The sequence below is a fragment of the Thermophagus sp. OGC60D27 genome, from assembly GCF_052400625.1.
Taxonomy (GTDB): domain Bacteria; phylum Bacteroidota; class Bacteroidia; order Bacteroidales; family Marinilabiliaceae; genus Thermophagus.
Map to the genome: position 1 here is coordinate 130627 of NZ_JBQTGH010000010.1, position 26478 is coordinate 157104.

The 26478-nt window shown below is 40.6% G+C and carries 15 protein-coding genes; 10 read left to right on the forward strand and 5 right to left on the reverse strand.

Going from position 1 to position 26478, the window contains the following annotated elements; genetic code table 11:
* Positions 1-68 precede the first annotated feature (68 nt).
* The 5 genes from ACT29H_RS13160 to ACT29H_RS13180 form a co-directional block, all read right to left on the reverse strand.
* Positions 69-572, reverse strand: coding sequence for a DUF4625 domain-containing protein (locus ACT29H_RS13160; protein ID WP_444822102.1), 504 nt, complete (start codon positions 570-572; stop codon positions 69-71).
* A 174-nt stretch (positions 573-746) separates the two neighbouring features.
* Complete coding sequence (locus ACT29H_RS13165) at positions 747-1166, reverse strand: DUF4625 domain-containing protein (protein WP_444822103.1); 420 nt, start codon at positions 1164-1166, stop codon at positions 747-749.
* 153 nt (positions 1167-1319) lie between these two features.
* Positions 1320-3716, reverse strand: coding sequence for a TonB-dependent receptor (locus ACT29H_RS13170; protein ID WP_444822104.1), 2397 nt, complete (start codon positions 3714-3716; stop codon positions 1320-1322).
* Between the two features lie 50 nt (positions 3717-3766).
* Positions 3767-4108: a hypothetical protein gene (locus tag ACT29H_RS13175; RefSeq protein WP_444822105.1), complete on the reverse strand. Its 342-nt coding sequence runs from the start codon at positions 4106-4108 to the stop codon at positions 3767-3769.
* 315 nt (positions 4109-4423) lie between these two features.
* Positions 4424-4858: a VOC family protein gene (locus tag ACT29H_RS13180; protein WP_444822106.1), complete on the reverse strand. Its 435-nt coding sequence runs from the start codon at positions 4856-4858 to the stop codon at positions 4424-4426.
* 843 nt (positions 4859-5701) lie between these two features.
* Here ACT29H_RS13180 and ACT29H_RS13185 point away from each other — a divergent pair.
* The 10 genes from ACT29H_RS13185 to ACT29H_RS13230 all read left to right on the forward strand — a co-directional run bounded on the left by ACT29H_RS13185 (position 5702) and on the right by ACT29H_RS13230 (position 26476).
* A complete protein-coding gene (locus ACT29H_RS13185; RefSeq protein WP_444822107.1) occupies positions 5702-8971 on the forward strand; it encodes a SusC/RagA family TonB-linked outer membrane protein in 3270 nt (1089 codons plus the stop codon).
* A gap of 79 nt (positions 8972-9050) precedes the next feature.
* A complete protein-coding gene (locus tag ACT29H_RS13190; protein ID WP_444822108.1) occupies positions 9051-11003 on the forward strand; it encodes a RagB/SusD family nutrient uptake outer membrane protein in 1953 nt (650 codons plus the stop codon).
* A 208-nt stretch (positions 11004-11211) separates the two neighbouring features.
* Entirely contained in the window at positions 11212-12843 is a 1632-nt protein-coding gene (locus tag ACT29H_RS13195; RefSeq protein WP_444822109.1) for a DUF5123 domain-containing protein, read from the forward strand.
* A gap of 219 nt (positions 12844-13062) precedes the next feature.
* On the forward strand, positions 13063-14808 hold the full coding sequence (locus tag ACT29H_RS13200) for a pectate lyase family protein (RefSeq protein WP_444822110.1): 1746 nt from the start codon (positions 13063-13065) through the stop codon (positions 14806-14808).
* 292 nt (positions 14809-15100) lie between these two features.
* The gene (locus ACT29H_RS13205; protein WP_444822111.1) at positions 15101-16210 is read left to right on the forward strand and encodes a glycoside hydrolase family 88/105 protein; all 1110 of its coding nucleotides are present in this window, start codon (positions 15101-15103) and stop codon (positions 16208-16210) included.
* A gap of 215 nt (positions 16211-16425) precedes the next feature.
* On the forward strand, positions 16426-17436 hold the full coding sequence (locus ACT29H_RS13210) for a pectinesterase family protein (protein WP_074964245.1): 1011 nt from the start codon (positions 16426-16428) through the stop codon (positions 17434-17436).
* Positions 17437-17645: 209 nt separating this feature from the next.
* Positions 17646-19274: a glycoside hydrolase family 43 protein gene (locus tag ACT29H_RS13215; RefSeq protein WP_444822112.1), complete on the forward strand. Its 1629-nt coding sequence runs from the start codon at positions 17646-17648 to the stop codon at positions 19272-19274.
* A 59-nt stretch (positions 19275-19333) separates the two neighbouring features.
* On the forward strand, positions 19334-20128 hold the full coding sequence (locus tag ACT29H_RS13220) for a rhamnogalacturonan acetylesterase (protein ID WP_444822113.1): 795 nt from the start codon (positions 19334-19336) through the stop codon (positions 20126-20128).
* Entirely contained in the window at positions 20128-21846 is a 1719-nt protein-coding gene (locus ACT29H_RS13225; protein WP_444822114.1) for a glycoside hydrolase family 28 protein, read from the forward strand. The genes ACT29H_RS13220 and ACT29H_RS13225 overlap by 1 nt, the downstream gene beginning before the upstream one ends.
* A 202-nt stretch (positions 21847-22048) precedes the next feature.
* On the forward strand, positions 22049-26476 hold the full coding sequence (locus ACT29H_RS13230) for a hybrid sensor histidine kinase/response regulator transcription factor (RefSeq protein ID WP_444822115.1): 4428 nt from the start codon (positions 22049-22051) through the stop codon (positions 26474-26476).
* The last annotated feature ends 2 nt before the right edge of the window (positions 26477-26478 follow it).

Below are 26478 nucleotides of genomic sequence, written 5' to 3' on the forward strand. Positions count from 1 at the left end.
AACTTAACACTCTACCGGTCTAATGGCCCTACTGGCCTATCAGCCTAACGGCCTAACGGCCTAATAGCCTATTGTGCTGTCTGCTTATGGAACATTTTTATACTTAAGCCTTTATATGTTGACCAGCCGGCTTTGTCTGTAACCCGGATAAAAAAATGGTAATCCCCTTCATCATAAAGACCTTCATTATTACCTGCCGGGATGGTTATTAATTGGTTGGTTTCATAAATGGTTAAACCATCTGGGATACTGAAACTTTCAATTAAAGCGAATGGATTGATCGGTTCTTTATTGGCGCCTGGGTTACACTCGGTTACTTCGGTGGAATGTGAGTGGTGATCAAAGTTGTTATGAATATCAATGCTGAAAGAACCTAACTCCTCATTGTCGGTGAAGAGTAGCTTTAATTCAAAGGTTTCGCCAAAATAGATTGTGTCGCAATTTGTTGGGAAAGCATTTTCAATTGATATATCAATAACGGGTTTTTCCTTATCAGGATCTTCATCATCACCACAAGCGACAACGGTGAGGATGACAAATGTTACGATTATAAGGTTGCGTAAATATTTCATAATGGTTGTGTTTTTATATAATATGGTGCTATAAATTCTGCTAAGAATAATGATGACCGAGGTTGGTTATAACAATTTTGTGTTAATGGAAAGCCCATGAACCATTGGATTGATGACCGGGAAAAGGATCAATGTTATTGATCATGCGCTTTCCATTAGGGTGATAACTAAAATCTATTTTAATGCAATGGTAATATCTTCCTCAACACTGGTTTGATTCCCTTCCTGGTCTGTGACAGTGAGATGAAAATGATATTCTCCCGGAACAGTTTCAGAAGGAATATCCACATGTTTGTGGAAAGTGGCGTTTCTTAATCCTTCATATTCATCGTATTCCAATTCAATTTCATCATCTCCGCCTTCTTCCTGATGGATTTCGATGGTGATTTTGTCGATTAATCCTTCCGCAATAATTTCTGCTTCCACGTGCAAGTCACTGCCAACATAGGCCTTATGGCTGTCATCGAGGCCTATTTCCAGGTCTGAGATGACCGGTTTGGACACCGAAGCATCGTCATCATCGCAGGACCAAAAAAATGCCTGGCTTGATGCCAATAACCCGATAGCAATGATAGTTTTCAGTTTGGTTTTCATAATTTATCACTTTTGGTGGTTAAAAATTAAAATTGATGTATTTGAGATTAACTTTTGATTTATTAATGATGGAACTCTTCAATCCTTTCTCATTGATATTTTGCTACCCAAACATTATTCTGTTTTAAGGAGTTTTTCAGGTCATATCCAACATCAAAAAGGAATGGAAAGATTGATGATAACATTACGGCCCGGTTCGGGGACGTTTATCAACCTGTAATAGCTGGTATGGTTAAAATATCTGGTATTGAAAATATTTTTTACCTGCATGGAAAGATCAATTTTTTGCCGTCCCCAAATTATTTGTCCGCCCAATGTTCCGTTGACTACCTGATAGCCGTCCGTTGGTTCTTCCGGGGGGACTATGTCGTCCTGTGATGCAGTCAGCTTATAGTCCACAGAGCAATAGAAATTATTCATAAATTTCAGTTTGTGCTTTTGATACTTAATGTTAAAGATGACGGAGGCAGGGGGAGAGAAGGGCAGGGTATAGCCTTCTTTTTCGCCTGACATCTGTTCTGAATAGACATATTCGCCGATTATTCCTACCTGCAACGGTTCCAATAGCTCATAATGCGCGTGAATCTCGGCGCCATATCTGAATACTTCACTTTGCGTGTAGTAATACACCTGATTGCCGTTGCCGTAGAGCCTGTCGTGTTCCCAACCTGGATTCAGATATATATAATTGGTAAAATAGTTTAGGAAGGGTGTAGCTCCCAAAGCCAGTCGGTCGGAAGCATATTCTATGCCTGCATCCAACTGGTAGGAGATTTCGGGTGACAGATCGGGATCGCCCACCTCGTAGCTAAAATGATGATAATTAACGCCATTGGCTGCCAGTTCCTTGGCGATGGGCATGCGGAAACTTTTCCCCACATTCGCCTTAAACACCCAGTTGCCGGGATTATAGTTATATCCTACCGACCATGAGATATTGGAAAATGTACGATTTATCTCTTCCGCCCGTTCCAGATACTGCATGGTGGTGTCGCCATTTTCAATAACGGGCGATGGAAACCAGTCGTTATATTGTTGGGTATTCAGATGGCCGTAATCATAGCGTAAACCCACCTGCAACAAACTCTTTTCCGAAAAGGTATATTTGGCAAAAGCAAAACCGCCCAGGTTAAGTTGGTGAAAGGCCGGAATTATAAAACCTCGTCCGCCAATTCTGTTGTCCTGATATTCGCTGCTGACACCCAGGGTTAATGAGGTCTTTTCGTTCAATGGGAATGACGCCTTTAGGTTGCCCGAGTAAACATATTTTTCAAATTCACGTTCCAGGTCCGGATCAAAATTCAATGTATCGGGGAATGTGGCCGGCATATAGCCATGACTTACATATTGACTCCATTCTTGCCTGAAGTTGCGTTGAAAGCCTAAATCTGACTCTACCTTTACTTTCCCGAGGGTGTATTGGCTGGTATTGGTGACCTTAAAATGGTGTACCGACTGATAAGGATAATGGATGTCGCGGGATGACTCGTCGTGCATCCGGGTATCCACATTTCTGGGTTCCAGGCCATGTGCGTTGGCAAAAAAGCCACTTTTACTGTTGATGCTGCTGACGTAAAATCTGCTTTGAAATAGATTTTTCAGTATGCCAAAAGATAAATGTACATCCTGTTCCTTGCCGGCCGTGTTTCTCAAACGGTTTTTATACAGTGCGGCCCGGTAGGAATAGATGTCGATGCTATCGGTTGGTACTTTATAGTCGCCATAATACAGTAGTGTGGCCTGCAGCCGTGCATAGAACCATTCTTTCCGGCCTTGTAACATGACCGAAGTCCCCACAAAGTCATTGTTACTTTTACCCGAAAGGTTTAAAACACCCCTTAAGCTGTTGTTGGCCGGTAATTTACGGTTCTTCAAATCTATTACACCGCCAATGGCATCGGAACCATACATGAGTGAGGCCGGACCTTTTACCACTTCCACGTTATCGATGGCGTACTGGTCAATTTCCAGACCATGGTCGGCACCCCATTGCTGGGCTTCGTGTTTGATGTTGTTTTCGACCACTACCACACGGTTGAATCCCAGACCTCGTATCACCGGCTTGGATTGTCCCGAACCAATGTCTATGGTCGATATGCCCGGTAACCGTTCCAGCGATTTCATCAGACTACCGCCCATATATTGTTTCAGATAGTCGTCGTTAACCACTTCTATGTTTAGGGTTGATTCCTTTTTCCGTGTTTCGGCATAATGGTCTGTCACCACCACTTCCTGTAAATTGAGTGGCAGGCGATTCAGTTTTGCACGATAGGTTAAATCATCTTTCAGGATAATGGTATCCGTCAGTGATTCATAACCCAGAAAGGATATTTGAACGGCATAACGTCCTCTTTGTAGATGGTGAAATACAAATTTGCCTGCCTCATCGGTGGCCGTACCTTTTTGTGCGGGCAGCAGCACTACTGACGCTCCCGGCAATGGTTCTTCCTCTTCATTCACCACCACCCCGTGAAGGGTATGTTGTGTTTGTGCCAAAGCGAGGGTATATACAAAATGCATGCATACTACAAGCACGACAATTTTGCTCATATGTAATATGAATTGAAATTAAACAACCTGAGAAATAGTGATGAGATGATTTATGATTCACAGGCTGGTGGAGCACGGGGCGTCGTGGTGGAAATTAATTCGCAGTAAGGAGGTTCTGTTTCGGATTCGATGAAGCGCGCCTCTATCGTCGGTATTACCGACACCCAAGCGGCGGTTTTGGGAAGGGTATTGGTAAAGAACTGAAAGTTACAAATGAGACAGGTTGGGTCTTTATGAATTTCGGTTAATTCCTGTGTTTGGGGAAAATCATTCGTGTTATGGCGGCTTATCCAATGGGCATGCTCATGGTGGTCATGCATGTGGTGACGAATCACATGAACCCCATGAAAGGCAATTGGGAATAAAAAGATTCCCAACAGTAGAAGAGCCATATTTTTACGAATCCCAATCACGTTTCTTTATCCTTTGACCAATTGCTTCGAGAAAACTGTTTTTAATCAATTCTTGCAACGCTGTTGCAAATATATGAACTTATTTTATAACTCTTGCAACGCTGTTGCAATATTTATGTGAAATGAATCTAAATTAATGGTATGTTTTGTGAATGGGGGGGCGCAGCTCTTTGACTCAATAGGTTGTATGGTTAGGGGGGATGTTGACAAAAGAATAAAAGGCCGTTGGGGATATCTCCTTAACAGCCTTTTGTTTGAGACATGTCTTCAATTTGTTACAGGGTGGGTAATTGGTTATTGGATCAAATCCACATGCACCATCCAGTTAATGCCGAATTTGTCGGTAAAAGTACCGTAATAGGCACCCCAGAAAGTCTTTTCCATAGGCATGGTGACTTTTCCGCCTTCCGACAGTTCTTTAAATAACCGGTCGGCTTCGTCGGTGGTAGATGTGGCTATCATAATAGAAATGTTGTCGCCATAGGTGACTGCATTTCCAAATACTTCGGAGGTGTCGTAACCCATTAGCATGGTTTCTTTGCTGATGGGCAGAGCAATGTGCATAATCTTATCCTTTTCACTCCCGGGTAATGGGGGCATCCCCTCTTGTTTGGGCATTTCGCCATAGGTGCCAAAATAGGAAAATTCACCGCCAAAGACGGATTGGTAGAATTGAAAGGCTTCGCGGCAATTGCCGTCAAAGGCCAGATAAACGTTTACGGTGGTCATGATCTTGTGGTATTGAATTTATAAATCTTGTTAGCTTTCTAATGTAAAAGACCAATCGGGCTTTCAGTGGTTTAGGAAATCATCCAATTTAACCGTCTGCTTTATCTGGTTACTTCCTTCTTATCGCAAATTCACGTAATAACGGTAATGTCTGCCTAGATAAGGATAACAGTTTTTGTTTAAGATAGTTTATTGTTTTATGAATTTTTTGGAGGGTAAAGAAGGTTTAATTTTATTTTTTTTAAGGGTTGTTTTGATTGCGTATACAATTTACTAGGATTGTTAATGGTAAATAAGTTATCTGAAAATTGCGATGGGAATAAATATTTAGCTACATTTTTTACATTTCCTTTTCTACAAGAGATGAAGACAAATGGTTGTGTTAAAATCATAGCTCTATTAAGTTATCCCGTTTATAGATTTACAAAATGATGATTTAAAACAAAATCTATATTCTACAATTCATAGATCGCTAGTGTTTTACATTATTTATTGTCGGTGACATTTTTCATCTATTCAATAATACATCCCGAAACATTAGTGTCGCGCAAAAATAATGGCGATAACGGTTATTATCGTTTTTAACATGTGGTGGATAAATTTGCTGGGGTTTATTAAAAAAAACAAAAGTGATTGATAGTTAGTGTTATGGCATTTTGACTCTCTTGTTGGAATCTCAAAAAATCCACATTTTAAAACGATTTTTACCATAAAAACAGTTTTATTTCGCATAAAATTGTATAACAAAAATTAAAGAGTCGTAGCTCCTGCTTAAAGGTCTTTGGGGACGGCCCTTTAATAAAGTCATATTTTAAAATCAAAACTTTAAATCAGATTTAAATTATGCGAAAGATCAGATTTTTAAGATTGTACCTTTTGATGTTTGTATTCGCGTTTTCTATGATAGCCTTTTGTCAGCAGGAACTGACGGTTAGAGGTACGGTTACCGATCAAAAGGGAGAACCATTGCCTGGGGTTACCATCACTATCAAGGGAACCTCCACTGGAACCATTACAGATGTTAATGGAAATTATTCTTTGAGAGTGCCAAGCAATTCTGTGCTTTTATTTTCTTTTATTGGAATGGAGAATCAGGAGGTTGCTGTTAGAAATAGAGAACAGATCGATATCACCATGTATGAGAACGTGATAGGTCTGGATGAAGTGGTGGCGATCGGTTATAGTACGGTCACCAAACGTGATCTGACAGGCTCGGTAGCATCGGTATCCGGCAAGACCATATCAAAGGTGCCTGTTTCTAATGTTTCCCAAGCTTTATCAGGACGTTTGGCTGGTGTGCATATCACTACTGCAGATGGATCACCTGATGCGGAGATGATCGTTAGAGTTCGTGGTGGAGGATCTATTACGGGGGACAACAGCCCTTTATATATTGTTGACGGGTTTCCTGTCTCAAGCATTAACGATGTGGTCCCCGGCGATATCGAAAGTATTGATGTATTGAAAGATGCTTCCTCCACAGCTATTTACGGATCGCAGGGTGCTAACGGGGTTGTAATCATTACCACCAAAAGTGCAAAAGGAGGAAAAACGGATGTTTCCTACAATGGCTTTGTACAAACAAAGCGACTTGCAAGACGACTTGATGTGCTTGATTCTTATGAGTATGTGATGCTTAATTATGAGTTAGCAGCCCTTCGGGGGGAGGACGAATTAAACAGTTTTCGTAATAAATTCGGTGTGTACGAAGATCTGGAGTTGTATAAATATCAGGAAGGAACAGACTGGCAGGACGATATGTTCGGCGCCGATGTGGTTTCTCAACAGCATAATCTGTCGATCAATGGCGGAAACGATAAAACCAAATATTCTCTCAGTGGAACTTGGAATTATGATGGCGGGCTAATGGAAAACAACGATTACGAACGGTATAATGTTAATTTTAAGCTCAACCACAAACTTCGGGATAATCTCAGGTTCGATGTCAATGCTCGTATTTCAGATGCCACTATCAATGGCGCCGGAACCTCGGGAGGAACCTACAAAGTGAGAACTTCTGAGGCAGTTTCTAAAGGTCCAGTCAATGGTTTAGACGATTTTATAGAAGTAAACCCGATTACTCTTTCGGACGATGAATATGAACAGTGGCTCAGAAGCAACCTTACCCTTTCTGAACTGGCGGATCAATATTGGAAACGAAAATTCCGAAAGAGTTTTTATTTCTCTGGTAGCCTTTCATGGAATATTCTGGAAAATCTTACTTACCGAATCGACGGAGGTTATCGATACGGGTTTGATGAAACCCAAAACTATTGGGGTGAATATACCAGCAATGCTTCTTATGTGGGTGGTGAGCCTTTAGTCGATTGGACCAAATCCGATGCCCGCAAATTGAGGCAGGCACAAACCCTTTCCTACAAATTTAAGGTGGGTGAAGACCATCGTTTCGATCTGTTGGTTGGGCAAGAGTATATTACTAATAAAGGGGGGAACTCCTATATGTATGCTACCAACTACAGTGCGGATCTATCTCCTGCGCGTATTTTCGCCAATATGGGATTGTCGGATGGAACTATTAAGATTTCTAGTACGGTGAATGATGAAGATAATATGGCATCATTTTTTGGCAGGTTTGGTTATAATTTTCGTGATCGTTATTTGCTAACATTGACTGCTAGGGCCGATGGCTCATCCAAGTTTCCCGAAAAAAATCATTGGGGCTTTTTCCCTGCCGCTGCATTGGCATGGCGTATATCCGAAGAACCTTTTATGGATGGTATGCGTAATTGGTTGTCACATCTTAAGTTGAGGGTTAGTTACGGAGAAGCCGGAAATAACCGAATTAAAAGTGCAATGTACAAACAGGAATATAAAATAAATTCCTTCAAAGCCTATGGTATTGGTGATGTGTTAACGGGATATTATGAAACCAGAAACAGTCAATTAGCTAATCCTGGTCTGAAATGGGAAACTACCATTACACGAAATGCAGGTCTTGATTTTGGTTTATGGAACGGACGGATGTCCGGAACAATTGAAGGATACTGGAACTCGGCGGTGGACCTTCTTATCGAACGAGAAATAGTTGCCCCTGGTTATGAAACCACCATTGAGAATGTGGGAGAAACCTCCAACAAAGGAATTGAATTTTCTATGAATGCTTTTATTCTGGAGAAGCGAGATTTTTCGCTATCCGCCAATTTTAATATAGGATTTTACAGTACAAAGGTCGAAAATCTTGCTGAAGGCATCCTTGAGCAGTCCTATGCTTCGGCTTGGGCAGGGACTGACCTTAAAGGATATTACGATTATAAGATTAGGGTAGGAGAACCTGTTGGATTGATCTATGGTTGGGTGACGGATGGTTATTATTCCACTAGCGATTTTGAATACTTCGATGAAGCTTCAGGACAATATGTTCTTAAAGATGGAATCCCTACCACAGGATTATACGGTGGTGTTATTGGTATTCGTCCCGGTACTTTGAAGTTAAAGGATATGCAATCGCCCGGAGAAGAAGGATATGGTGTTATTGACGATAATGACCGAACCATCATTGGTGATACCAATCCGGACTTTTATGGTGGTTTTGGTTTAGATGCTACTTTCCGTGGGTTTGATTTTTCAGTTCTTTTCAACTTTGTATATGGCAATGATGTTTACAATGCCAACAAGTTGGCTTCCACCCAGCAATACCGTACAAATTATCCTAATATGTTGAAAATGATGGATGTTGGTAATCGGTATACATATCTTGACAGAAGTACCGGTGAAATTGTGACTGACTTGGAAACACTTCGGCAAATGAATGAAGGAGAGAACGATAAAGCTTTTTGGTCCCCCTTCACTTTTGGAAATGCTACAACTTTACCTCATTCTTGGGCTATTGAAGATGGTTCATTCCTCCGGCTTCAAAACATAACACTAGGTTATACTTTACCCAAACGAATTAGTTCGATAATTGAATGTAAGCAATTTAGGATATTTGGAACTATCAACAATGCTTGGACTTGGACCAATTATTCAGGTTATGATCCGGAAGTTAGTTCCCCGGTGAGGAATTCTTCCACCTCAGGACTAACTCCCGGGGTCGATTATTCATCTTACCCCAAAAGTCTTTCTTGGACCTTTGGTGTAAATGTGAAATTTTAAGCCCCTGGTAATTTGTGGTAGTTTTAACTTTCAGAGTCTTAAGTATTTGGTTTTAAATAGTGAATAAAAAGATCAGGTTATGAAAAATATCAACATACTTCTGTTTTGTATTCTCCTTTATTCATCATCTTGCGAGGATAAGCTAGATGTCAGTTCACCTTCTTCGTTCAATTCCGATTACATATTTTCCAATACCACTGATGCAAAAAAGGCTTTATTGGGCGTTTATTCTTTGTTTGGTCATGATGCTTATACTTCCCGAATGTCTTGTGTCTGGATGCAAAATACCGATGTGGAAGCTATGCAACCTGCTGCGAATCCCGATGGTTCGAGGCGTGATGTTTGGTCCCTTCAAGGTGGTTTGCTTACCGGGTTTAAAGATATCTATTCTGCCTGGCAAAATAATTATCTTGCCATAGATAGGGCCAACCAATGCATAGAAGGTATTAAAAGTAGTAGTATAACTGATGACCCAGATATGAAAATGCTTTTGGGTGAAGCATATTGTTTAAGGGCATACCGTTATTTTCTTTTGTGTAATTTCTGGGGAGATGTACCCTATTTTACCGAAGCGGCAAAAGCGGGTATGCAGCTGGATGTGCCTAAAACGGATAAGAATATTATTTATTCCGGGTGTATTCAGGATTTGGTAAATTGTGAAGCAGATATGTATTTTGCCGATGAATTTGCTGACGGCATTGAGCGTATGAATCGTGAATTTGCCTTAGGCCTTATTGCCAGACTTGCTTTGTTTCGTGCAGGTTATGGAATGACTAAAGAGGGGATTATGAAAAGAGCCGATGATTATTTGGATGTGATGGGAAACGATTCGTTGGCGGTTACTTATACTGACATGAACGGAACGGTTAAAACTGCCCGTACATACAAGGAGTATTATCAATTGGCTTCAGATTATTGCCAAAAGTTAATAGCTTTGAAAGACAGAGAACTAATTCCCGATTTTGAAACGGTCTTTAAAAATCAGTCTACATTCCAAAAACCTGTTAACGATGATGTACTTTACGAGGTAGCTTTTCTGGCTTCTAACGGTGGTGATGTGGGGTGGTGTATAGGTACCACGGTAAACTCCAGTTCTAAAGGTTCTACAACCATTCAGGTTAATCTTACACCAACTTACTATTTTTCCTTTGATGATAAGGATAAGCGGCGTGATGTTACTGTTTCCAAAATTTATTATGAAAGCGATAACGATCAGTTTGTGTCGGCAATAACTGGCCTTGCCACTGGAAAGTGGAATCGGTTAGATCTTCCCATTGATCCGGGTTCTTCTTCTTCAAAAGGAACGGGTATTAACTGGCCGCTGATGCGTTATTCAGATGTGTTATTGATGTTGGCAGAGGCTGAAAACGAATTGAACGACGGACCTAATGCCCTTGCTAAAGAAGCTTTGGCCCGTGTACGAAGACGTGCTTTTGATGCGGAATACCATCCATCCAAAGTAGACGACTATATCGCTAATCTTAATTCAAAGGAAGAATTCTTTGAGGCTATTGTTGATGAAAGAGCCTGGGAGTTTGGCGGTGAATGCTTGCGAAAGTTCGATCTGGCCCGGTGGAATATTTACGGTAAGAAGATTGTAGAAACTAAACAAGCTCTTAATAATATGGGGAAGGCCGCCTGGGGACTCGATGTATCAAATCCTGAAGTTGCCCGGTATATTAATTATGCCGATCGGTTGTACTATAAAAAAGAAAATGGAAAGGTTATTTTTTTAAATACCAAGTACGATCCTGATGAAGTGCCCGATAAAATTGTTGATGTTACGGAGCTGGAAGAACCAGGAAATGAAGATGCTTATGCACAACAAAACTGGACAATAAGCCTTTACAAAGTTGATGAAGATAAGGGAATATTTGAAAGTGCCGATTATACGGTTCGCAGTTGGAGAGGATATACCGATGATACCGGACTTTCGGCTGTTCCCTATCTTTTGCCAATTCCTTCCACAATAGTAGGAAATAGTATATATCTTAATAATGAAGGATATGGGCACGTTTTTTCTGCAAATTAATTATGATCGAATTGTCTACTTCAAAAAGGTCTATGCAATAATAAAACGAGCGTAACCAGAATTTTTGTTAAATCAAGAACTTGTTTAAATAAAGATATGCGAGTTTTATTATTCCAATGAGTTAAATTAAAGGTATGTCATATTAATGTTAATGAAAATTAGAGGCAAGTTTATTGGTGACTTGTTTATCATTAAAAATCAAAAGGTCATGAAAAATAAAACCGAATATATACGCTTCTTTAGTTCCCAATTATTTGTTCACAAAGTTTTTTTTGTGATGATTTTTTTGTTGACCGGTTTTTACGGTTGTAATGAAGACGATGAATTGGGTACAGCCGATCGTTTGTTCCGACCCATTATCAAAAATGTAACTGCAGGTGGAACCTGGATTCGTGCAGAATGGGATAACTACAGAAATGCCGATTATTTTCAATTGGAACTTTCTGTCGACTCGTTTGAAACCATTACCGTTGAGGCCGAAACGGATACCAATTATTATAAGTTCGAAAATTTAGATTATGATACTGACTATTATTTGAGGATAAAAGCTGTAGGGCAAAATATTGAATCAGAATATTTTGTTTACGATAAGATTTCAACTTCGGATTATCCTACACAGTTGGAACCGATAACCAAAGTTATCGATACCAAAGCCATGGTTTCATGGAAAGATGCTGTTTACGACAGTTTGGTTGTGTTTCATAACGATACTTTAATTACCTCTGTTTTACTTGGCGATACCGACAATGAACATAAAATGGTTATAATTGAAAAACTAAAGCCCGAAACCTCTTACGTCGTCAAGGCTTATTTCCAGGGAGAATACATGGGTAAACAAAGCTTTTCAACCATGGCATCTCCTATATACGAGGGAGCGGTAGTTGATCTTAGAGATTATGATGAGGAAACCGCTTATACTATTCTTACACAGAGCTTTTTCGATCAGATGGCTACTCAATACCCAGAAGGAGTGACCATAGTATTAGATGGTGGTACTGAATATGAACTTACAGGGGCACGTTTATATTCCCCAATCTCTTTAACCGGGGGCTTAAGTTTGGAAGGAAAAGCAATTATTCGTGTAAGTGGTAATTTCGATTTCCCAAGTGACGGAAGTGCAAATGTTTCCAAATTTTCATTTTCCAACATTACTTTTACAGATCATCCTGATAAGCTTAGGGATTATGGTTCTACTTATGTCTTTAATTTCGGTTCAGCCGGTCATGTGGATTCAATTCTATTTGATAATTGTGAAATACGCTATAAACGGGGGGTATTGCGGATAAAAACCGCTGCAACCATTGGCCTTATTTCTATAAATAATTGTGTTATTGATTCTATTGGAGGTTACGGGGTTATTAACCTCGATAATGGAGGGGCCGGAGCAGAAGAAATTATTATTTCTAATTCAACCATTTCACATCTAGACGGCTATATTGTTCGTGCTTCGAAAACTAATCTGCAACCTAAATCTTTAACTGTTGAGTATGTAACAACCTGTTTCGCTCCTGTAGGGGGAAGATACTTCTTTGATTTGGATAAAAAAACCTTTGAAGATGGTATTAAAATTAACAATTGTCTGTTTGGAAAAGCATGGGGAGATGATGTAACCGTGCGTGGCTTAAGAAGTAATGCTTCTTCCTTAGCCCTTTTGCAGAATTATAAAACCAGTGATTTGGCTTGGGATGTCAATGCTGAAACGTTGACAGAAATGTATCCCATCGAAGCCACCGATTTGGGAAAAGACATTTACTCTGTTTTTGAGGATCCTAATAATAACGATTATACATTAATTTATAATCCCGTGAAAAACAGAGCAGGTGATCCTAGATGGTGGTAATGGGACCTATGGATTGTGTATAGTATATCTTATGCAGAAAAGTTAGATGTTAAACCGAAATTAAACCTTTTGGTAAAGTTAGTGTCGCTCCCCTTGCGGTCTCTGATTTGGTTCTCATTGTTAAGACTTCATCATTTGAGATGTCATAAGATGTAGCGATACTTCCTTGATTAATAGAAATGGTATATGTACTATTCTTTTTTTCTAAATATCAAAAATATGAGATGTTTGTTAGTGTTCCTTTTGATCTTCTCTCTGTTTAGCTGTCACAGTGACCATCTTGACGAAAAAGATCCTTATTCAGACGACCTGATAAGTATTTCATTTGCTGCAGGAGATACAATGATAACTGATTTGGAGCATTTTGTTCCTCCGGTGCAAGGGACTATAGTTAGCGAAAAAGATCTTGCAATAGTCAGATTTATTCGGATTAACGGGGGTAATCGCCTAGTAATTAAGGAAGTTAATACGTTTGATGATCATCAGGAATTTGTTTTTGATGAAACTATTGAAATGAATACAACCACATCGGAAGTTAACGTGGAAGCGATCGATATCAACGGGAACAGTGCTATGGGTAGATTGAAGATTGTTGATATTGAATCATTGAGTTTTAATGCTGCACCTGTTGATAACTCAATAGCATTTCCGGGCGCCGAAGGGCATGGTTGTTATACTTCCGGAGGACGGGGAGGAAGGGTCTATTTTGTGACCAACTTAAAGGACGATGGCAGTGAAGGCTCGTTGCGATGGGCTCTGACCAACAAAGGACCACGAACAATCTTGTTTAAAGTTTCAGGAACCATTGAATTGCAACGGGATTTGAAAATTACCAATGGAGACGTTACCATTGCTGGTCAAAGTGCACCGGGCGATGGCATCTGCCTCAGAAATTATCCGGTTACCGTGGATGCGGATAATGTAATAATTCGTTTCTTAAGATTTAGGATGGGAGATACTGAACAGCAGGAGGGAGATGCTCTGGGGGGGCGTTTCCGCAAAAATATTATTGTTGACCATTGTTCCATAAGTTGGTCTACCGATGAATGTGCCTCTTTTTATCAAAATGAGAACTTTACAATGCAGTGGTGCATTATTTCAGAGAGTCTACGTAACTCCGTTCACAACAAAGGATCTCATGGATATGGTGGAATTTGGGGTGGTAAAAAGGCATCTTTTCATCATAACCTACTGGCCCATCACGACAGTCGGAATCCAAGGTTAGGTGAAATCAATGGTGACGCTTTTGCATTGACCGACCTGGTAGACCTGAGAAATAATGTTATTTATAATTGGCAGGGTAACAGTTGTTATGGAGGCGAAGCGATGAATGTCAACATTGTGAACTGCTACTACAAACCAGGTCCTGCTACTACAAAAACTGAGAGAATTATTGCCATCGATTTGGAAACAGAGGAAGGCTTTGCTACAACCGGCATTTGGGGTAAATTTTATATTGATGGAAACTATATGGCCGGTTCTGAAAGGGCTACAAATGATAATTGGGCTTATGGTGTTTATAATCAGTTTCATAGCAAGTATGGAGCTATTCCTGAATCAGATAAAAGAAACATGAAACTCGACTCGCCTCTCGATCCAGGATTGATTACTACTCATACTGCCCAGAAAGCTTATGAATTGGTGTTGGAAAGGGCAGGTGCTTCTTTATCACGCGATACGGTTGATGCACGTATTGTTCATGATGTTCGAACTGGAACTGCCACTTTTATGACTGGCGGAAACGGTAGCGTCAATGGTATTATCGATACTCAGGCACATGTTGGTGGTTGGCCCGAATTAAAGTCAGAGGAACCTCCTACTGATACCGACTGGGATGGCATCCCTGATGAATGGGAACAGGCCAATGGTTTGAATCCCCTGTGCATTTCCGATGGCTGGGAATATGAACTAAGTGAAACCTATACCAATTTGGAAATTTACTTGAATGAACTTATAAAGTGGTAAAATTTACGGGATTTTATACATTTTCCCTCCTTTTTGACTAAATATCCCACCTCAAAACTCAATTTGTAACCCATGAATGGTTTTTCAATTGATTAAGATTGTAGAATAAATTGTTATTGCTTTTGTAATGTATTTGCAAAAACTGTTTTATGATCTTTTTCCTATATGTAAAGCTGAATTTAGACTTATGAACCATACTTGTATTACAATTTTGCTGTTTTCTTTAACGAGTTTTTTCATTTCTTGCAGATATTCCCCGCCTGGCCAAGAAAAACAGAAACAGCCAATATATATGGCGGTTAAGATGGCTGATTCGGATATGAAGCGAAATCCCGAAGGCTGGAGAATCGACTTCAGGAAGCAACCCAAATGGGAATATACCCATGGGTTGATGATGAATGCCCTTCTTGCATTGTATCATGAAACCCAGGATAAAGGTTATTGGGGTTATGTGAATGCCTTTGCTGACACTATGGTGCAGGAATCCGGAAATATTCTTACTTACAAACTCACCGATTATAATATTGACCGGCTGAGTCCGGGACGCTTTCTCATCAATCTTTATCATATAAAACCAGAAGAAAAGTATTTGAAAGCTATTAAGTTACTGAGAAGCCAAATGGAAAATCATCCACGGACCTCAGAAGGTGGATTCTGGCACAAAAAAAGATATCCCCATCAGATGTGGCTCGACGGCCTTTACATGGGTTCCCCATTTCTGGCGCTTTATGGTCGGGAGTTTAATGAACCGGGACTCTTTGATGAAGTGGTGCATCAGATCATGCTGGTCAATAAACACCATTATGATTCAGAAACCGGTCTTTTTTATCATGGATGGGATGAAAGCCGTCAACAAAGATGGGCCGATCCGGTTACCGGACTGTCGCCTCATTTCTGGGGACGAGCCATGGGATGGTGTGCTATGGCATTGGTGGATGTTTTGGACTTTATTCCAGAAGACCATAAGGGGCGTGACAGTGTATTGTTTGTGGTAGATAGGGTTGCCCGGGGAATCGTGAAGTATCAGGATCACGATACCGGTCTTTGGTATCAGGTGCTTGATTTGGGCGATCGCCAGGGTAATTATTTGGAGTCGTCCGCCAGTTCTATGTTTACATATTTCTTGTTTAAAGCCATTAATAAGGGATATATTGACAATTCGTTTTCTGCCTCGGCCGAGAAGGCCTACAAGGGAATCCTGAAAAACTTTATTCAGAAAGAGTCGGATGGGACCATCTCCATTACCAATGTCTGCTCGGTGGCTGGCCTTGGGGGAGACCCATATAGGGATGGCTCTTTTGAATACTATATTTCCGAACCGATTCGCAATAATGATCCCAAAGCTGTTGGGCCCTTTATCATGGCTGCTTTGGAAGCGGAGAAGTACCGAAAGATGAAGTGATACATCATTATTGCCATTTTAATAACTAAAATGACAACTGAATTTCTCTGGGTAAAATGATGAAGAATGGAATGAGCACAGTCTTACCAAGACCTGATGTTTGCTAAGAATATAGGGAGTTTGGGACGAAAAAATAGGGACGTTCCTGGACAACTCATCTGTGTTGACCTTAGTGAATTGTCTCATTGAATATTGAAATAAGAGAAGATAGAAACATGGGAAATTTTTTGCTTAAACTAGTCCTCGCTCTGATTTGGGTCTTTTTATTGTTAGAAGATATCCGGTCACAGGATTCCGATTTTATTGTTGCCTCCGATGGAACCGGTGATTTTTTAACCCTTCAGGAGGCGATCAATGCGGTACCGGATTTCAGAAAGAAAAGAACCGTTATTTTTATCAAAAACGGGGTCTATAATGAAAAGTTAATATTGCCGGCTTCCAAAACCAATGTGACTTTTATCGGTGAAGATAAATATAAAACCGTTATCACCCACGATGATTATGCTTCCAAAAAAAATCGTTTTGGTGAAGAGATGGGAACTACCGGCTCTTCCAGCTTTTTTGTTTTTGGTGACGGTTTTGTGGCCCGTAATATTACGTTTGAAAACTCGGCCGGACCTGTTGGACAAGCTGTGGCGGTCCGTATCGACGGCGATCGCGTGGTGTTTGAAAACTGTCGATTCCTGGGAAACCAGGATACCCTTTATCCACATGGAGATGGTAGCCGTCAATATTACAAAAGCTGTTATATCGAAGGTACGGTGGATTTTATTTTTGGTTGGAGTACTGCCGTTTTCGATGATTGCGAAATTTTTTGTAAAGATCGCGGCTATATAACGGCTGCTTCCACCCACCAGGAGCGTGAATTCGGATTTGTGTTTATAAATTGTAAGATCACCGGCAATGCCCCCGAAAACTCTTTTTATCTGGGACGTCCATGGCGTCCATATGCCAAAGCAGTGTTTATTAATTGTTTCATGGGAAAACACATAAAACCGGAAGGTTGGCACAATTGGGGAGATCCGGACAAAGAAAAAACAGCATTTTTTGCCGAATATAAATCTTACGGCCCGGGTGCGGCCCCAGAAAAACGGGTAGTTTGGTCGCATCAGCTGACCGATGAGGAAGCTTTGAAATATACCCCTGAAAATATTTTAAGTGGTGAGGACAACTGGAAATATTGGGAGTGGCTAACACCTGCCGATGTTGTTGGTGGGCCCGAATAATTGTTTTTTTACCTCAGGGCTTTTGCTTCCAACCTCAGACTCTATTGACACATATAAAAGGATGTACTGACTATGGATGCATCACCAAAATTGTAATAATTAGAAATGATTAATGTTAATTCCGGGGTTTCCTTGTTTTAAATTCTTTTGTTCAGGGAAGCAGTATAAAATAACGGATATAAAATTATTTAATGCTTAAAATTATTTTGATGATGAAGAATCTTTTTGCAACTATTTTCGTTTGGGTGATTTCTATTCTTTCCATATTTGCCCAGGAAGAGTATGTTTCAAAAGTATGGGTAGCCGACCAGGGAGACGGGACCTACAAAAATCCGATAATCCATGCCGACTATTCCGATCCGGATTTGTGCAGGGTGGGCGATGATTTTTATATGACCGCTTCCAGTTTTAATTGTATCCCTGGTTTGCCCATCCTTCATTCTAAAGATTTGGTTAATTGGACATTGATAGGTTATGCCATTAATTCTTTGTCCCCCGAGGACCACTTTTCAAAGCCTCAGCATGGAAAGGGAGTATGGGCGCCTTCGATTCGTTACCATAACGGAGAGTTTTACATCTATTATGGGGATCCTGATTTTGGCATTTTTATGTTGAAATCATCCGATCCGAAAGGACCCTGGACAAAGCCTGTTTTGGTGAAAGAAGGAAAAGGCCTGATCGATCCTTGCCCCCTCTGGGACGAGGATGGCAAGGCTTATTTGGTTTATGCCTTTGCCGGTAGTCGGGCCGGTGTTAAATCGGTACTTCTGGTTCAGGGAATGACCCCCGACGGTACCTCTTTAGTCGGCGATCCGGTTATGGTATTCGATGGCCATCCTGACAACCCGACGGTGGAAGGACCCAAATTTTATAAGTTCAACGGTTATTATTACATTTTTGCTCCGGCAGGAGGCGTTTCGCATGGGTGGCAGCTCGCTTTGCGTTCCAAAAATCCTTTTGGACCTTATGAATTTAGACGGGTGTTGGAGCAAGGTTCTACCGATATCAATGGGCCTCATCAGGGAGGTTGGGTCGAAACCCCTATGGGTGAATTTTGGTTTATTCATTTTCAGGACAAAGGGGCTTACGGTCGAATACTTCACCTGCAACCTATGAGGTGGGAAAAAGGTTGGCCTCTTTTAGGACAAGACTTCGACGGAAATGGCGTGGGTGAGCCCGTTTCTTCGTTTAAAAAACCTGTGACTAAAACTCACTGGCCGGTGATAACACCACCCGAAAGCGATGAATTTAATGGTTATACCACAGGTCTCCAGTGGCAGTGGCATGCTAATCCTAACATTAATTACGGGTATCCTTCCGGTAATTTGGGGTTCTTTCGACTCAATTGTCGTCCAAGACCCGAAAATGCTACTAACCTATGGGACGTCCCCAATATGCTATTGCAAAAATTCCCCGCACCTGTGTTTAGGGCTACTACCAAAGTTACTTTTAACCATCGTTTCAATGGTGAAGAGGCCGGTTTTATCGTTATGGGTGATTCTTATCAATATATTTCCTTAAAACAGGAGAACGACAAACTGTGGATAAAAGTGGTTCGATGCAAGGATGCCCGAAAAGGGGGAGCCGAAGAAGTGCTTTTTAAGCAAGAAATAAGTAACAATACGATATGGTTCCGTATCGAAGTGCATGATGGGGCCATTTGTCGTTTTGGATTCAGTGAAAACGGCCGTCGATTTAAAGTCGTGGGTGAAGATTTTCAGGCTGTTCCAGGACGTTGGATCGGAGCTAAAATCGGTTATTTTGCCGTACGCGACGGTATAATCAATGATGCAGGAAATGTTGATATTGATTGGTTCAGAGTGGAACCTATCAATTAGATTTAGATTGATAGGTTTTCGGGGAAAGCTATTTGTTAGCAGCTTTTATGGATGAGATTATGAAAAACAGGTTTAAAACGCTTTTTAAAATTGTTCTTGTTTTTATAATTATTTGTAGCTGTAGTGAAGGAAACAAGAAGAAGGATATAAAAAAAATTTGGTTAATAGGGGATTCTACTATGGCTAATTATGCTTTGGAAGAGGACTACTTGTCAAAACGATTCCCCGTTACGGGATGGGGGCAGGTTTTTCAACATTTTTTCGTACAGGATAGTCTCCCCTTAGTGGCCAATATTATTCCTGCTGATAGTATTATTGTTGAAAACAGGGCCAGGGGAGGACGCAGTACCAGGACTTTCTTTCAGGAAGGACGATGGCGTTTTGTTTATGAGAATATCCAACCCGGGGATTTGGTTTTGATTCAATTTGGACACAATGATGCGGCTGAAAATAAGCCGGAAAGGCATGTAAACATTCAAGGATACAAAGAGTTTTTGCGGTTGTTTGTATCTCAAACCCGGCAAAAAAAAGGTGTTCCCGTTTTACTCACCCCTGTTGCCAGAAATTACCCTTGGATCGATGGTCGATTGGTGAATGTTCATGGCGATTATCCTGAAGCAGTAAAAGAGGTAGCCAATGAAATGAATGTAAAATTCATTGATTTAAACCAATTATCAATGGAACATTTTTCCCGTGTTGGTAGAGAATATGTTACCGAGCACTACTTTATGAACCTTCCTGAAGGAAAATATGAAGCCTATCCGAACGGGCAAAAAGATAATACTCATTTCCAACCGGAAGGTGCTATGGCTGTGGCTCAATTAGTTTTTAATGGTCTAAAAAAATTACAGTAATGAAAATCAGAGATGTTTTTGGTAGAATTTGTTTAATAACTGGTGTGACCTTTTTTATTGTCACCGCCAATTTTGGTTGTAAGGAAGAATTCAGTAATTCTTTTAAGGAGGCGGAAGATTTCATTTACCAGGATCTGGAATTTGATATGCCCCGAGTAAAAGAGCCTGTTTTCTCTGATTTAAAGGTCTCTATAGTCGATTTTGGCGCAGTAGGGGATGGCGTTACCGATAACAGTGAGGCTTTTGCAAAAGCTATTGATTATGTTGCGGAGAAAGGTGGAGGTCGCGTGATTGTTCCCAGAGGGATTTGGCTGACCGGGCCAATCATCATGAAAAGCAATATCGATCTTCATGTTCAGCAAGGGGCTGTGGTGCGGTTTAGCCCCGACTTCGAGGATTATCCGTTAATCGAAACAATCTTCGAAGGACTAAATACTTTCAGGTGCATGTCCCCTATTCATGCCCATAACCTCGAAAATATAGCCTTTACAGGGAAAGGTATTTTCGACGGCAATGGCAATGCCTGGCGGCCGGTTAAGAAAAGTAAATTAACGGAAAGCCAATGGAAGAAACTGGTTAATTCCGGAGGGGTGCTCAGTGACGACGGGCAGATCTGGTATCCTTCAGAAAAGTCAAAAGCCGGTGATAGCCATGATAATTTCAATGTCCCTGATTTGGAAAGAAAAGAAGATTTTGAAAAAATTAGAGATTTCCTCCGTCCGGTTATGGTCAGCATTAAGGAGTGTAAACGCGTTTTGTTAGACGGGCCCACCTTCCAGAACTCGCCTGCCTGGAATATTCATCCACTCTTGTGCGAGGATGTTACCATCCGAAATTTGACCGTACGCAATCCTTGGTATTCACAAAATGGCGACGGGTTAGACCTGGAATCTTGTAAAAATGTGGTAATCTATAATAACAGTTTTGATGTAGGGGATGATGCCATTTGTTTCAAATCCGGAAAAGATGAAGATGGCCGAAAACGTGCTGTCCCTACCGAAAATGTGGTGGTAAAAAATAATGTGGTATATCACGGTCATGGAGGTTTTGTTATTGGCAGCGAAATGTCGGGTGGCGTTAGAAATGTTCATGTTTCCAACTGCACCTTTATTGGTACCGACGTTGGACTGCGGTTTAAGAGCACCCGTGGAAGGGGAGGTGTGGTTGAAAACATCTATATCTCAAATATCGATATGATAGATATACCTACCGAACCCATTCGGTTCAATCTTTTTTATGGCGGAAAGTCACCCGTTTTGGATGATGGAGGTAATAGTGTTCCTGATATTCAGGAAAATGAACCCGCACCGGTAACCGAAGAGACCCCTGCCTTTAGAAATATTTTTATGAAAAACATTAGAGCCAACGGTTTTGGTAATGCTGCTTTTTTTATGGGGTTGCCCGAAATGAATCTGCAAAATGTCCAGTTGGAAAATGCCTTGTTACGAGCTGTAAAGGGTATTTCCGTTATCGATGCCGATGGTATTGTGTTAAAAAATGTTCATGTTACGGTAGAAAAAGGACCGGCATTAATAATGTTTAATGGGAAAAACATTAATGTGGAAGACTTTCGCTTTAAGACCCAACAAGAAAAATCTATTTACATATTGGGGGCAAAAACCCGGAAAGTTAACTTTTCTCAATCGGGTGATGAGGATATTCGTGCCTTGATCAGATTCGGTCGCCGGGTAGATCAATCGGAAGTAAGGATTCAATAATCAATTCTGAGTATTATCTTTACTGTACTGTTTATTTGGGAATACTGGTACCTGGGGAGCTTAAACACTAATTGTGTCTGTTCATTTTAACCTGGTACCGGTTCCCTTAATGATGTGAAATCATCCGGTTGTGAACGGTTTTTTTAAAATATATGCCCGATTCTATTGTGTGAAAGGAATTTACTTTCAAACCAAATGGCAAATGTCATTTGGCTTTCTTTGTTTGTGCTTATGGTTGCTTCCAGGTGCTTTTTCTTTTTCGCAGGAAAATTATCATTGGACGCACTATACAACTGTTGATGGATTGTCTCAGAATGCCGTTACGAGTATTTTGCAGGATCGTCGGGGATTTATGTGGTTTGCAACCTGGAATGGATTAAGTCGTTTTGATGGTTATCAGTTTTCCAATTTTAAAGTTAAACCAGGGGATGAAGTTGATATTTCCAGCAGTCGGATCGACTATATAGCTGAGGACAAATATGGCTTTATCTGGTTATTGACCTATGGGAAAAATGTTTGTCGGTTCGATCCGATGAAGGAAGAATTTGCTAATGTTCCCAGTCTGGAGAATGAGGATTTCAGGATAGATAGATTAATAACCCTTCCCGGGGGAGCTACCTGGCTGTTAACTGCTGACCGGGGGGCCTTTCGTGTTGTTACGGATACCAGCTCTTTCAATATGGTGGCTTATCCTTATTCCCTGACAAGAAAAAATCTTGCCACCAACAAGGTTCATGATGTTTTTCAAGATAACGGGGGGAATGAGTGGATACTCACAAACAACGGAATAGGAAGAATTACTTCTAACCAAGATACTATTCCACAATTGTTTTTTGTTCAAAATTCTCAAATCGGGCAGCAACCAATGGCCTTTTTTGTTGCTGCCGATTTCGGTGAGGAGATCTGGTTCGGTGCCGATAAAGGAAATATTTGTATTTACGATAAAAACAAACAACAATTCTCTTTTCTAAAATTACCTTCTAAGGCCAAAATAATAGCATTGCATTTACTTAGCCATAAAGAATGCTTGATTGCTACCGATAACGATGGTCTTTTCGTTTTCAATGGAAATCATGAAAAAAGATTTGTTTATTTCTCTACAAAGTCCAGAAATAAACTGAAGAGTGATGATATACTTTTTACTTACCAGGACAGCCATGGGGACGTTTGGATTCAGCAGGATATCGACAGCCTTGCCAGATTCAATAAATTAACCGGTCAAATTTCTTATTACGATTTAAAGGGCCATTTTGTGAGTGATGCGGATAACCCCAATTTTATGGCGCATGAAGATATTAATCAAACGTTATGGATTCATCCTTTGGGAGGAGGCATTTTCTATTTTGATCGGAAAAATGACCAGTTAGTTCCCTTCTTTGGCAGTAAAAAGAAATCTATGCACATTTCCGATCGATTGCATTCTATGTATTCCGACTATCAGGGTAATTTATGGATGAGTACGCGTGCCAAAGGACTGGAAAAATTTGTTTTCCCACATGGGAATTTCAATTTTTTGATTCCTAATCAGTCGCCCGATAATATTAATGATAATCATGTCAGAGCCGTTGCCGAAGATCATCAGGGGCGCATTTGGATCGCCACTAAATCCAATGAAATATTGATTTATGATTCCAACCTCCGTTTGTTAGGTTTTCTGGGAATGGATGGAAAACTTCATGAAAAAAAACGTTATTTCGACGCTCCGGCTTATTCATTGGTTCCAGGTAGAAATGGGGTTATGTGGATCGGCACCAAAGGGGAGGGACTAATTATGGCGGTTCCTGGTACTGATACCAAAGAGTTTGCTTATTCTCTTTTTCATTATAAAAACAGAGAAGAAGATCTTTATAGCTTGAGCAACAATAATGTCTATCATATTTTCGAGGATGCCCAGGAACGCTTGTGGATTGCTACCCTTGGAGGAGGTATTAATTTAGTTGAAAAACCTTATCAGCCAGATCACAAATTGAAATTCATCAACTATAGGAATCATTTCAGAAATTATCCCATAGATGAGAGTTTTAGGGTGCGTTTTATTACCTATGGCCCTCAAAATAAGATATGGGCGGCTACTACCAAGGGAGTGGTTATGTTTGATGCTAACTTTGAAAAGGGAGAAAATCTTGTTTTTAACCATTTTACCTATATCCCCGGAGATTCAAGCTGCCTGAGTAATAACGATGTCCACGATATTCTGTGGGCTTCCAATGGCGACCTTTACTTTGCTACTTTCGGCGGAGGATTGAATCGGCTGGTGGAGTTCTCGGAGGATTCGATACCTCTTTTTGAACATTTTACTGTGAAAAATGGCTTACCCTCAGATGTTTTGCTGGCCTTACAGGAAGACAGTAAGGGAAACATCTGGATCACAACTGAAAATGGACTTTCCCGCTTTAATCCGCAATCAAAAACTTTTCAAAACTACAATAAAGCGAATTATTTTTATGAAATTAGGTTTTCTGAGGCCGCGCATATTAAGGATAGTAAAGGTAAATTATGGTTTGGAAGTCAACAGGGGGTGCTATGGTTTCATCCCGACATGTTATCTAAAAGCTCATTTGTTCCTCCCCTTAGATTTACTGAGTTTCGTCTTTTTAACCGAATAGTAGAGGTCGGCGAAGGGAGTCCTCTGCCTAAACCCATTGATGTGGTGGATAAAATCGTATTGAAACATTCACAGAATATTTTTTCCATCGGTTTTGCAGCTCTCGACATGAAGTATCCTCAATTTGTGAAATATGCTGTTAAGCTGGAGGGTTTCGATGCAGAATGGAGATACATAGACCACCAAAGAGGGGTTACCTATACTAATATCCAACATGGGGAATATCTCTTTAAAGTCCGATCGACCAACAGTGACGGCGTGTGGGTCGATAATGAACGCTGCCTGCCTTTAATTATTCGTCCTTCTTTTTGGGTTACTACTTGGGCATATGTCATTTATATTGTTTTGTTTTTGGCCATTGTATTTTGGGGCGGTTTTGTGTTGACGACCATCCTTCGTTTAAGACATAAAGCCGAATTAGAACATCAGTTGGCCCAAATGAAGCTCGATTTCTTTACCAATGTTTCGCATGAGTTAAGAACGCCCCTGACACTGATCAACGGTCCTTTGGAAGAAGTACTAAAGCAAAATGATTTGTCTGTTACTACCAAAGAGCGCCTTTATGTCATCAAAAAGAATAGTGACAGGATGTTACGGCTTATTGATCAGGTTCTGGATTTTGTAAAAATCCATCATAAGAAGATGAAGCTCATGGTGGAGCAAATAGATGTCGCACCATTGGTCAAAAGGGTGATGGATCATTTTCGGTTCAGAGCCATTGATCAGAAGATTATTTTTACCCTTGAAAATCGGTTGCAAAATGCCTATTTGTGGGTAGATGTAGACAAATTTGAAAAGATTATTTTTAACCTGTTATCCAATGCGTTTAAATATATTGACAACGGCCATCGAATAACGGTCTGCATTGATGAAGCGGAGAATCAGGTTGTAATTGCCATTTGTGACGATGGGAAGGGAATTTCACCGGAAGTTATGAATCGCTTATTTGAACGCTTTGAAAACGGTTCTCTGAGAAAAACGTCCTTCCAGTCCAGTAGTGGTATTGGTCTGGCCGTTGTTAAAGAGTTTGTGGAGATGCATCATGGGCGTATTTTGGTTAATAGTACTCCCGGAGAGGGAACAGAGTTCCGGCTCTTATTCCGAAAAGGGCTGGATCATTTCTCTGCAGAGGTACAGATAATGAATACCTCTAAGTTTTTTTGGTCTAATGCTGAGGCCAACCAATCTTGTGACGATATTGCAATCAATTCCTCGGAAAAGGAGGCCGACCATGTTTGCTCCGAATTGAGTTCGGTACTCCTAGTGGAAGATAACCGGGAAGTACGCAATTTTATTAAGGATTCACTTGTCAAATCCTACCATGTCATCGAAGCCTGCAATGGTGCCGAGGCAAGGAAAAAGGCCAAAGAGAATCAACCTGATCTTATTATTAGTGATCTTATGATGCCTGTTATGGATGGTGTTACCTTGCTTCAGCGTATCCGGCAGGATATAGAGACTTCTCATATTCCTTTTATCATCCTTACAGCCCGTACCAATTTGGAGAGTAAGTTGCAGGGATTGGGAAAAGGGGCAGATGCTTATATCACGAAACCTTTCAGCACCTCATATCTCATGGCTCGTGTGCAAAACCTGTTACAACGCCAAAGACAGTTACAAATGGTGTTTCGGGAAAATATGAATGGAAAGGAGGAGCCCATCCAAATTGAACCCTCTCAACCGCAGGTTACTTCAATGGATGATGAATTCATCCGCAAATTGATCCGTTTTATGGAAAAAAATATGGACAATAATGAATTGGTGGTGGAAAATCTGGTGGCGGAAATGGGGGTAAGCCGAAGTGTATTTTCCAAAAAGCTTAAAACTTTGACCGGGATGGCACCTATCGAATTTATTCGTGACATGCGAATGAAAAGGGCCGCTCAGTTAATTAAAATGGGAGACTATAGTATCAGCCAGGTGGCATTTATGGTGGGAATGAATGATGCCGGCTATTTTAGTCGTTGTTTTCGCAGTAAATTTGGATTGTCGCCTTCACAATACAAAAAACGATACAAACAATGAAT

What these genes read in the sequence shown, in the direction of transcription:
- ACT29H_RS13200 (WP_444822110.1), top strand. Translation starts at nt 13,063, where the DNA reads ATGAGATGTTTGTTAGTGTTCCTTTTGATCTTCTCTCTGTTTAGCTGT.
- ACT29H_RS13215 (WP_444822112.1), top strand. Translation starts at nt 17,646, where the DNA reads ATGATGAAGAATCTTTTTGCAACTATTTTCGTTTGGGTGATTTCTATT.
- ACT29H_RS13210 (WP_074964245.1), top strand. Translation starts at nt 16,426, where the DNA reads ATGGGAAATTTTTTGCTTAAACTAGTCCTCGCTCTGATTTGGGTCTTT.
- ACT29H_RS13170 (WP_444822104.1), bottom strand. Translation starts at nt 3,716, where the DNA reads ATGAGCAAAATTGTCGTGCTTGTAGTATGCATGCATTTTGTATATACC.
- ACT29H_RS13165 (WP_444822103.1), bottom strand. Translation starts at nt 1,166, where the DNA reads ATGAAAACCAAACTGAAAACTATCATTGCTATCGGGTTATTGGCATCA.
- ACT29H_RS13185 (WP_444822107.1), top strand. Translation starts at nt 5,702, where the DNA reads ATGCGAAAGATCAGATTTTTAAGATTGTACCTTTTGATGTTTGTATTC.
- ACT29H_RS13190 (WP_444822108.1), top strand. Translation starts at nt 9,051, where the DNA reads ATGAAAAATATCAACATACTTCTGTTTTGTATTCTCCTTTATTCATCA.
- ACT29H_RS13220 (WP_444822113.1), top strand. Translation starts at nt 19,334, where the DNA reads ATGAAAAACAGGTTTAAAACGCTTTTTAAAATTGTTCTTGTTTTTATA.
- ACT29H_RS13180 (WP_444822106.1), bottom strand. Translation starts at nt 4,858, where the DNA reads ATGACCACCGTAAACGTTTATCTGGCCTTTGACGGCAATTGCCGCGAA.
- ACT29H_RS13175 (WP_444822105.1), bottom strand. Translation starts at nt 4,108, where the DNA reads ATGGCTCTTCTACTGTTGGGAATCTTTTTATTCCCAATTGCCTTTCAT.
- ACT29H_RS13160 (WP_444822102.1), bottom strand. Translation starts at nt 572, where the DNA reads ATGAAATATTTACGCAACCTTATAATCGTAACATTTGTCATCCTCACC.
- ACT29H_RS13195 (WP_444822109.1), top strand. Translation starts at nt 11,212, where the DNA reads ATGAAAAATAAAACCGAATATATACGCTTCTTTAGTTCCCAATTATTT.
- ACT29H_RS13230 (WP_444822115.1), top strand. Translation starts at nt 22,049, where the DNA reads ATGTCATTTGGCTTTCTTTGTTTGTGCTTATGGTTGCTTCCAGGTGCT.
- ACT29H_RS13205 (WP_444822111.1), top strand. Translation starts at nt 15,101, where the DNA reads ATGGCGGTTAAGATGGCTGATTCGGATATGAAGCGAAATCCCGAAGGC.
- ACT29H_RS13225 (WP_444822114.1), top strand. Translation starts at nt 20,128, where the DNA reads ATGAAAATCAGAGATGTTTTTGGTAGAATTTGTTTAATAACTGGTGTG.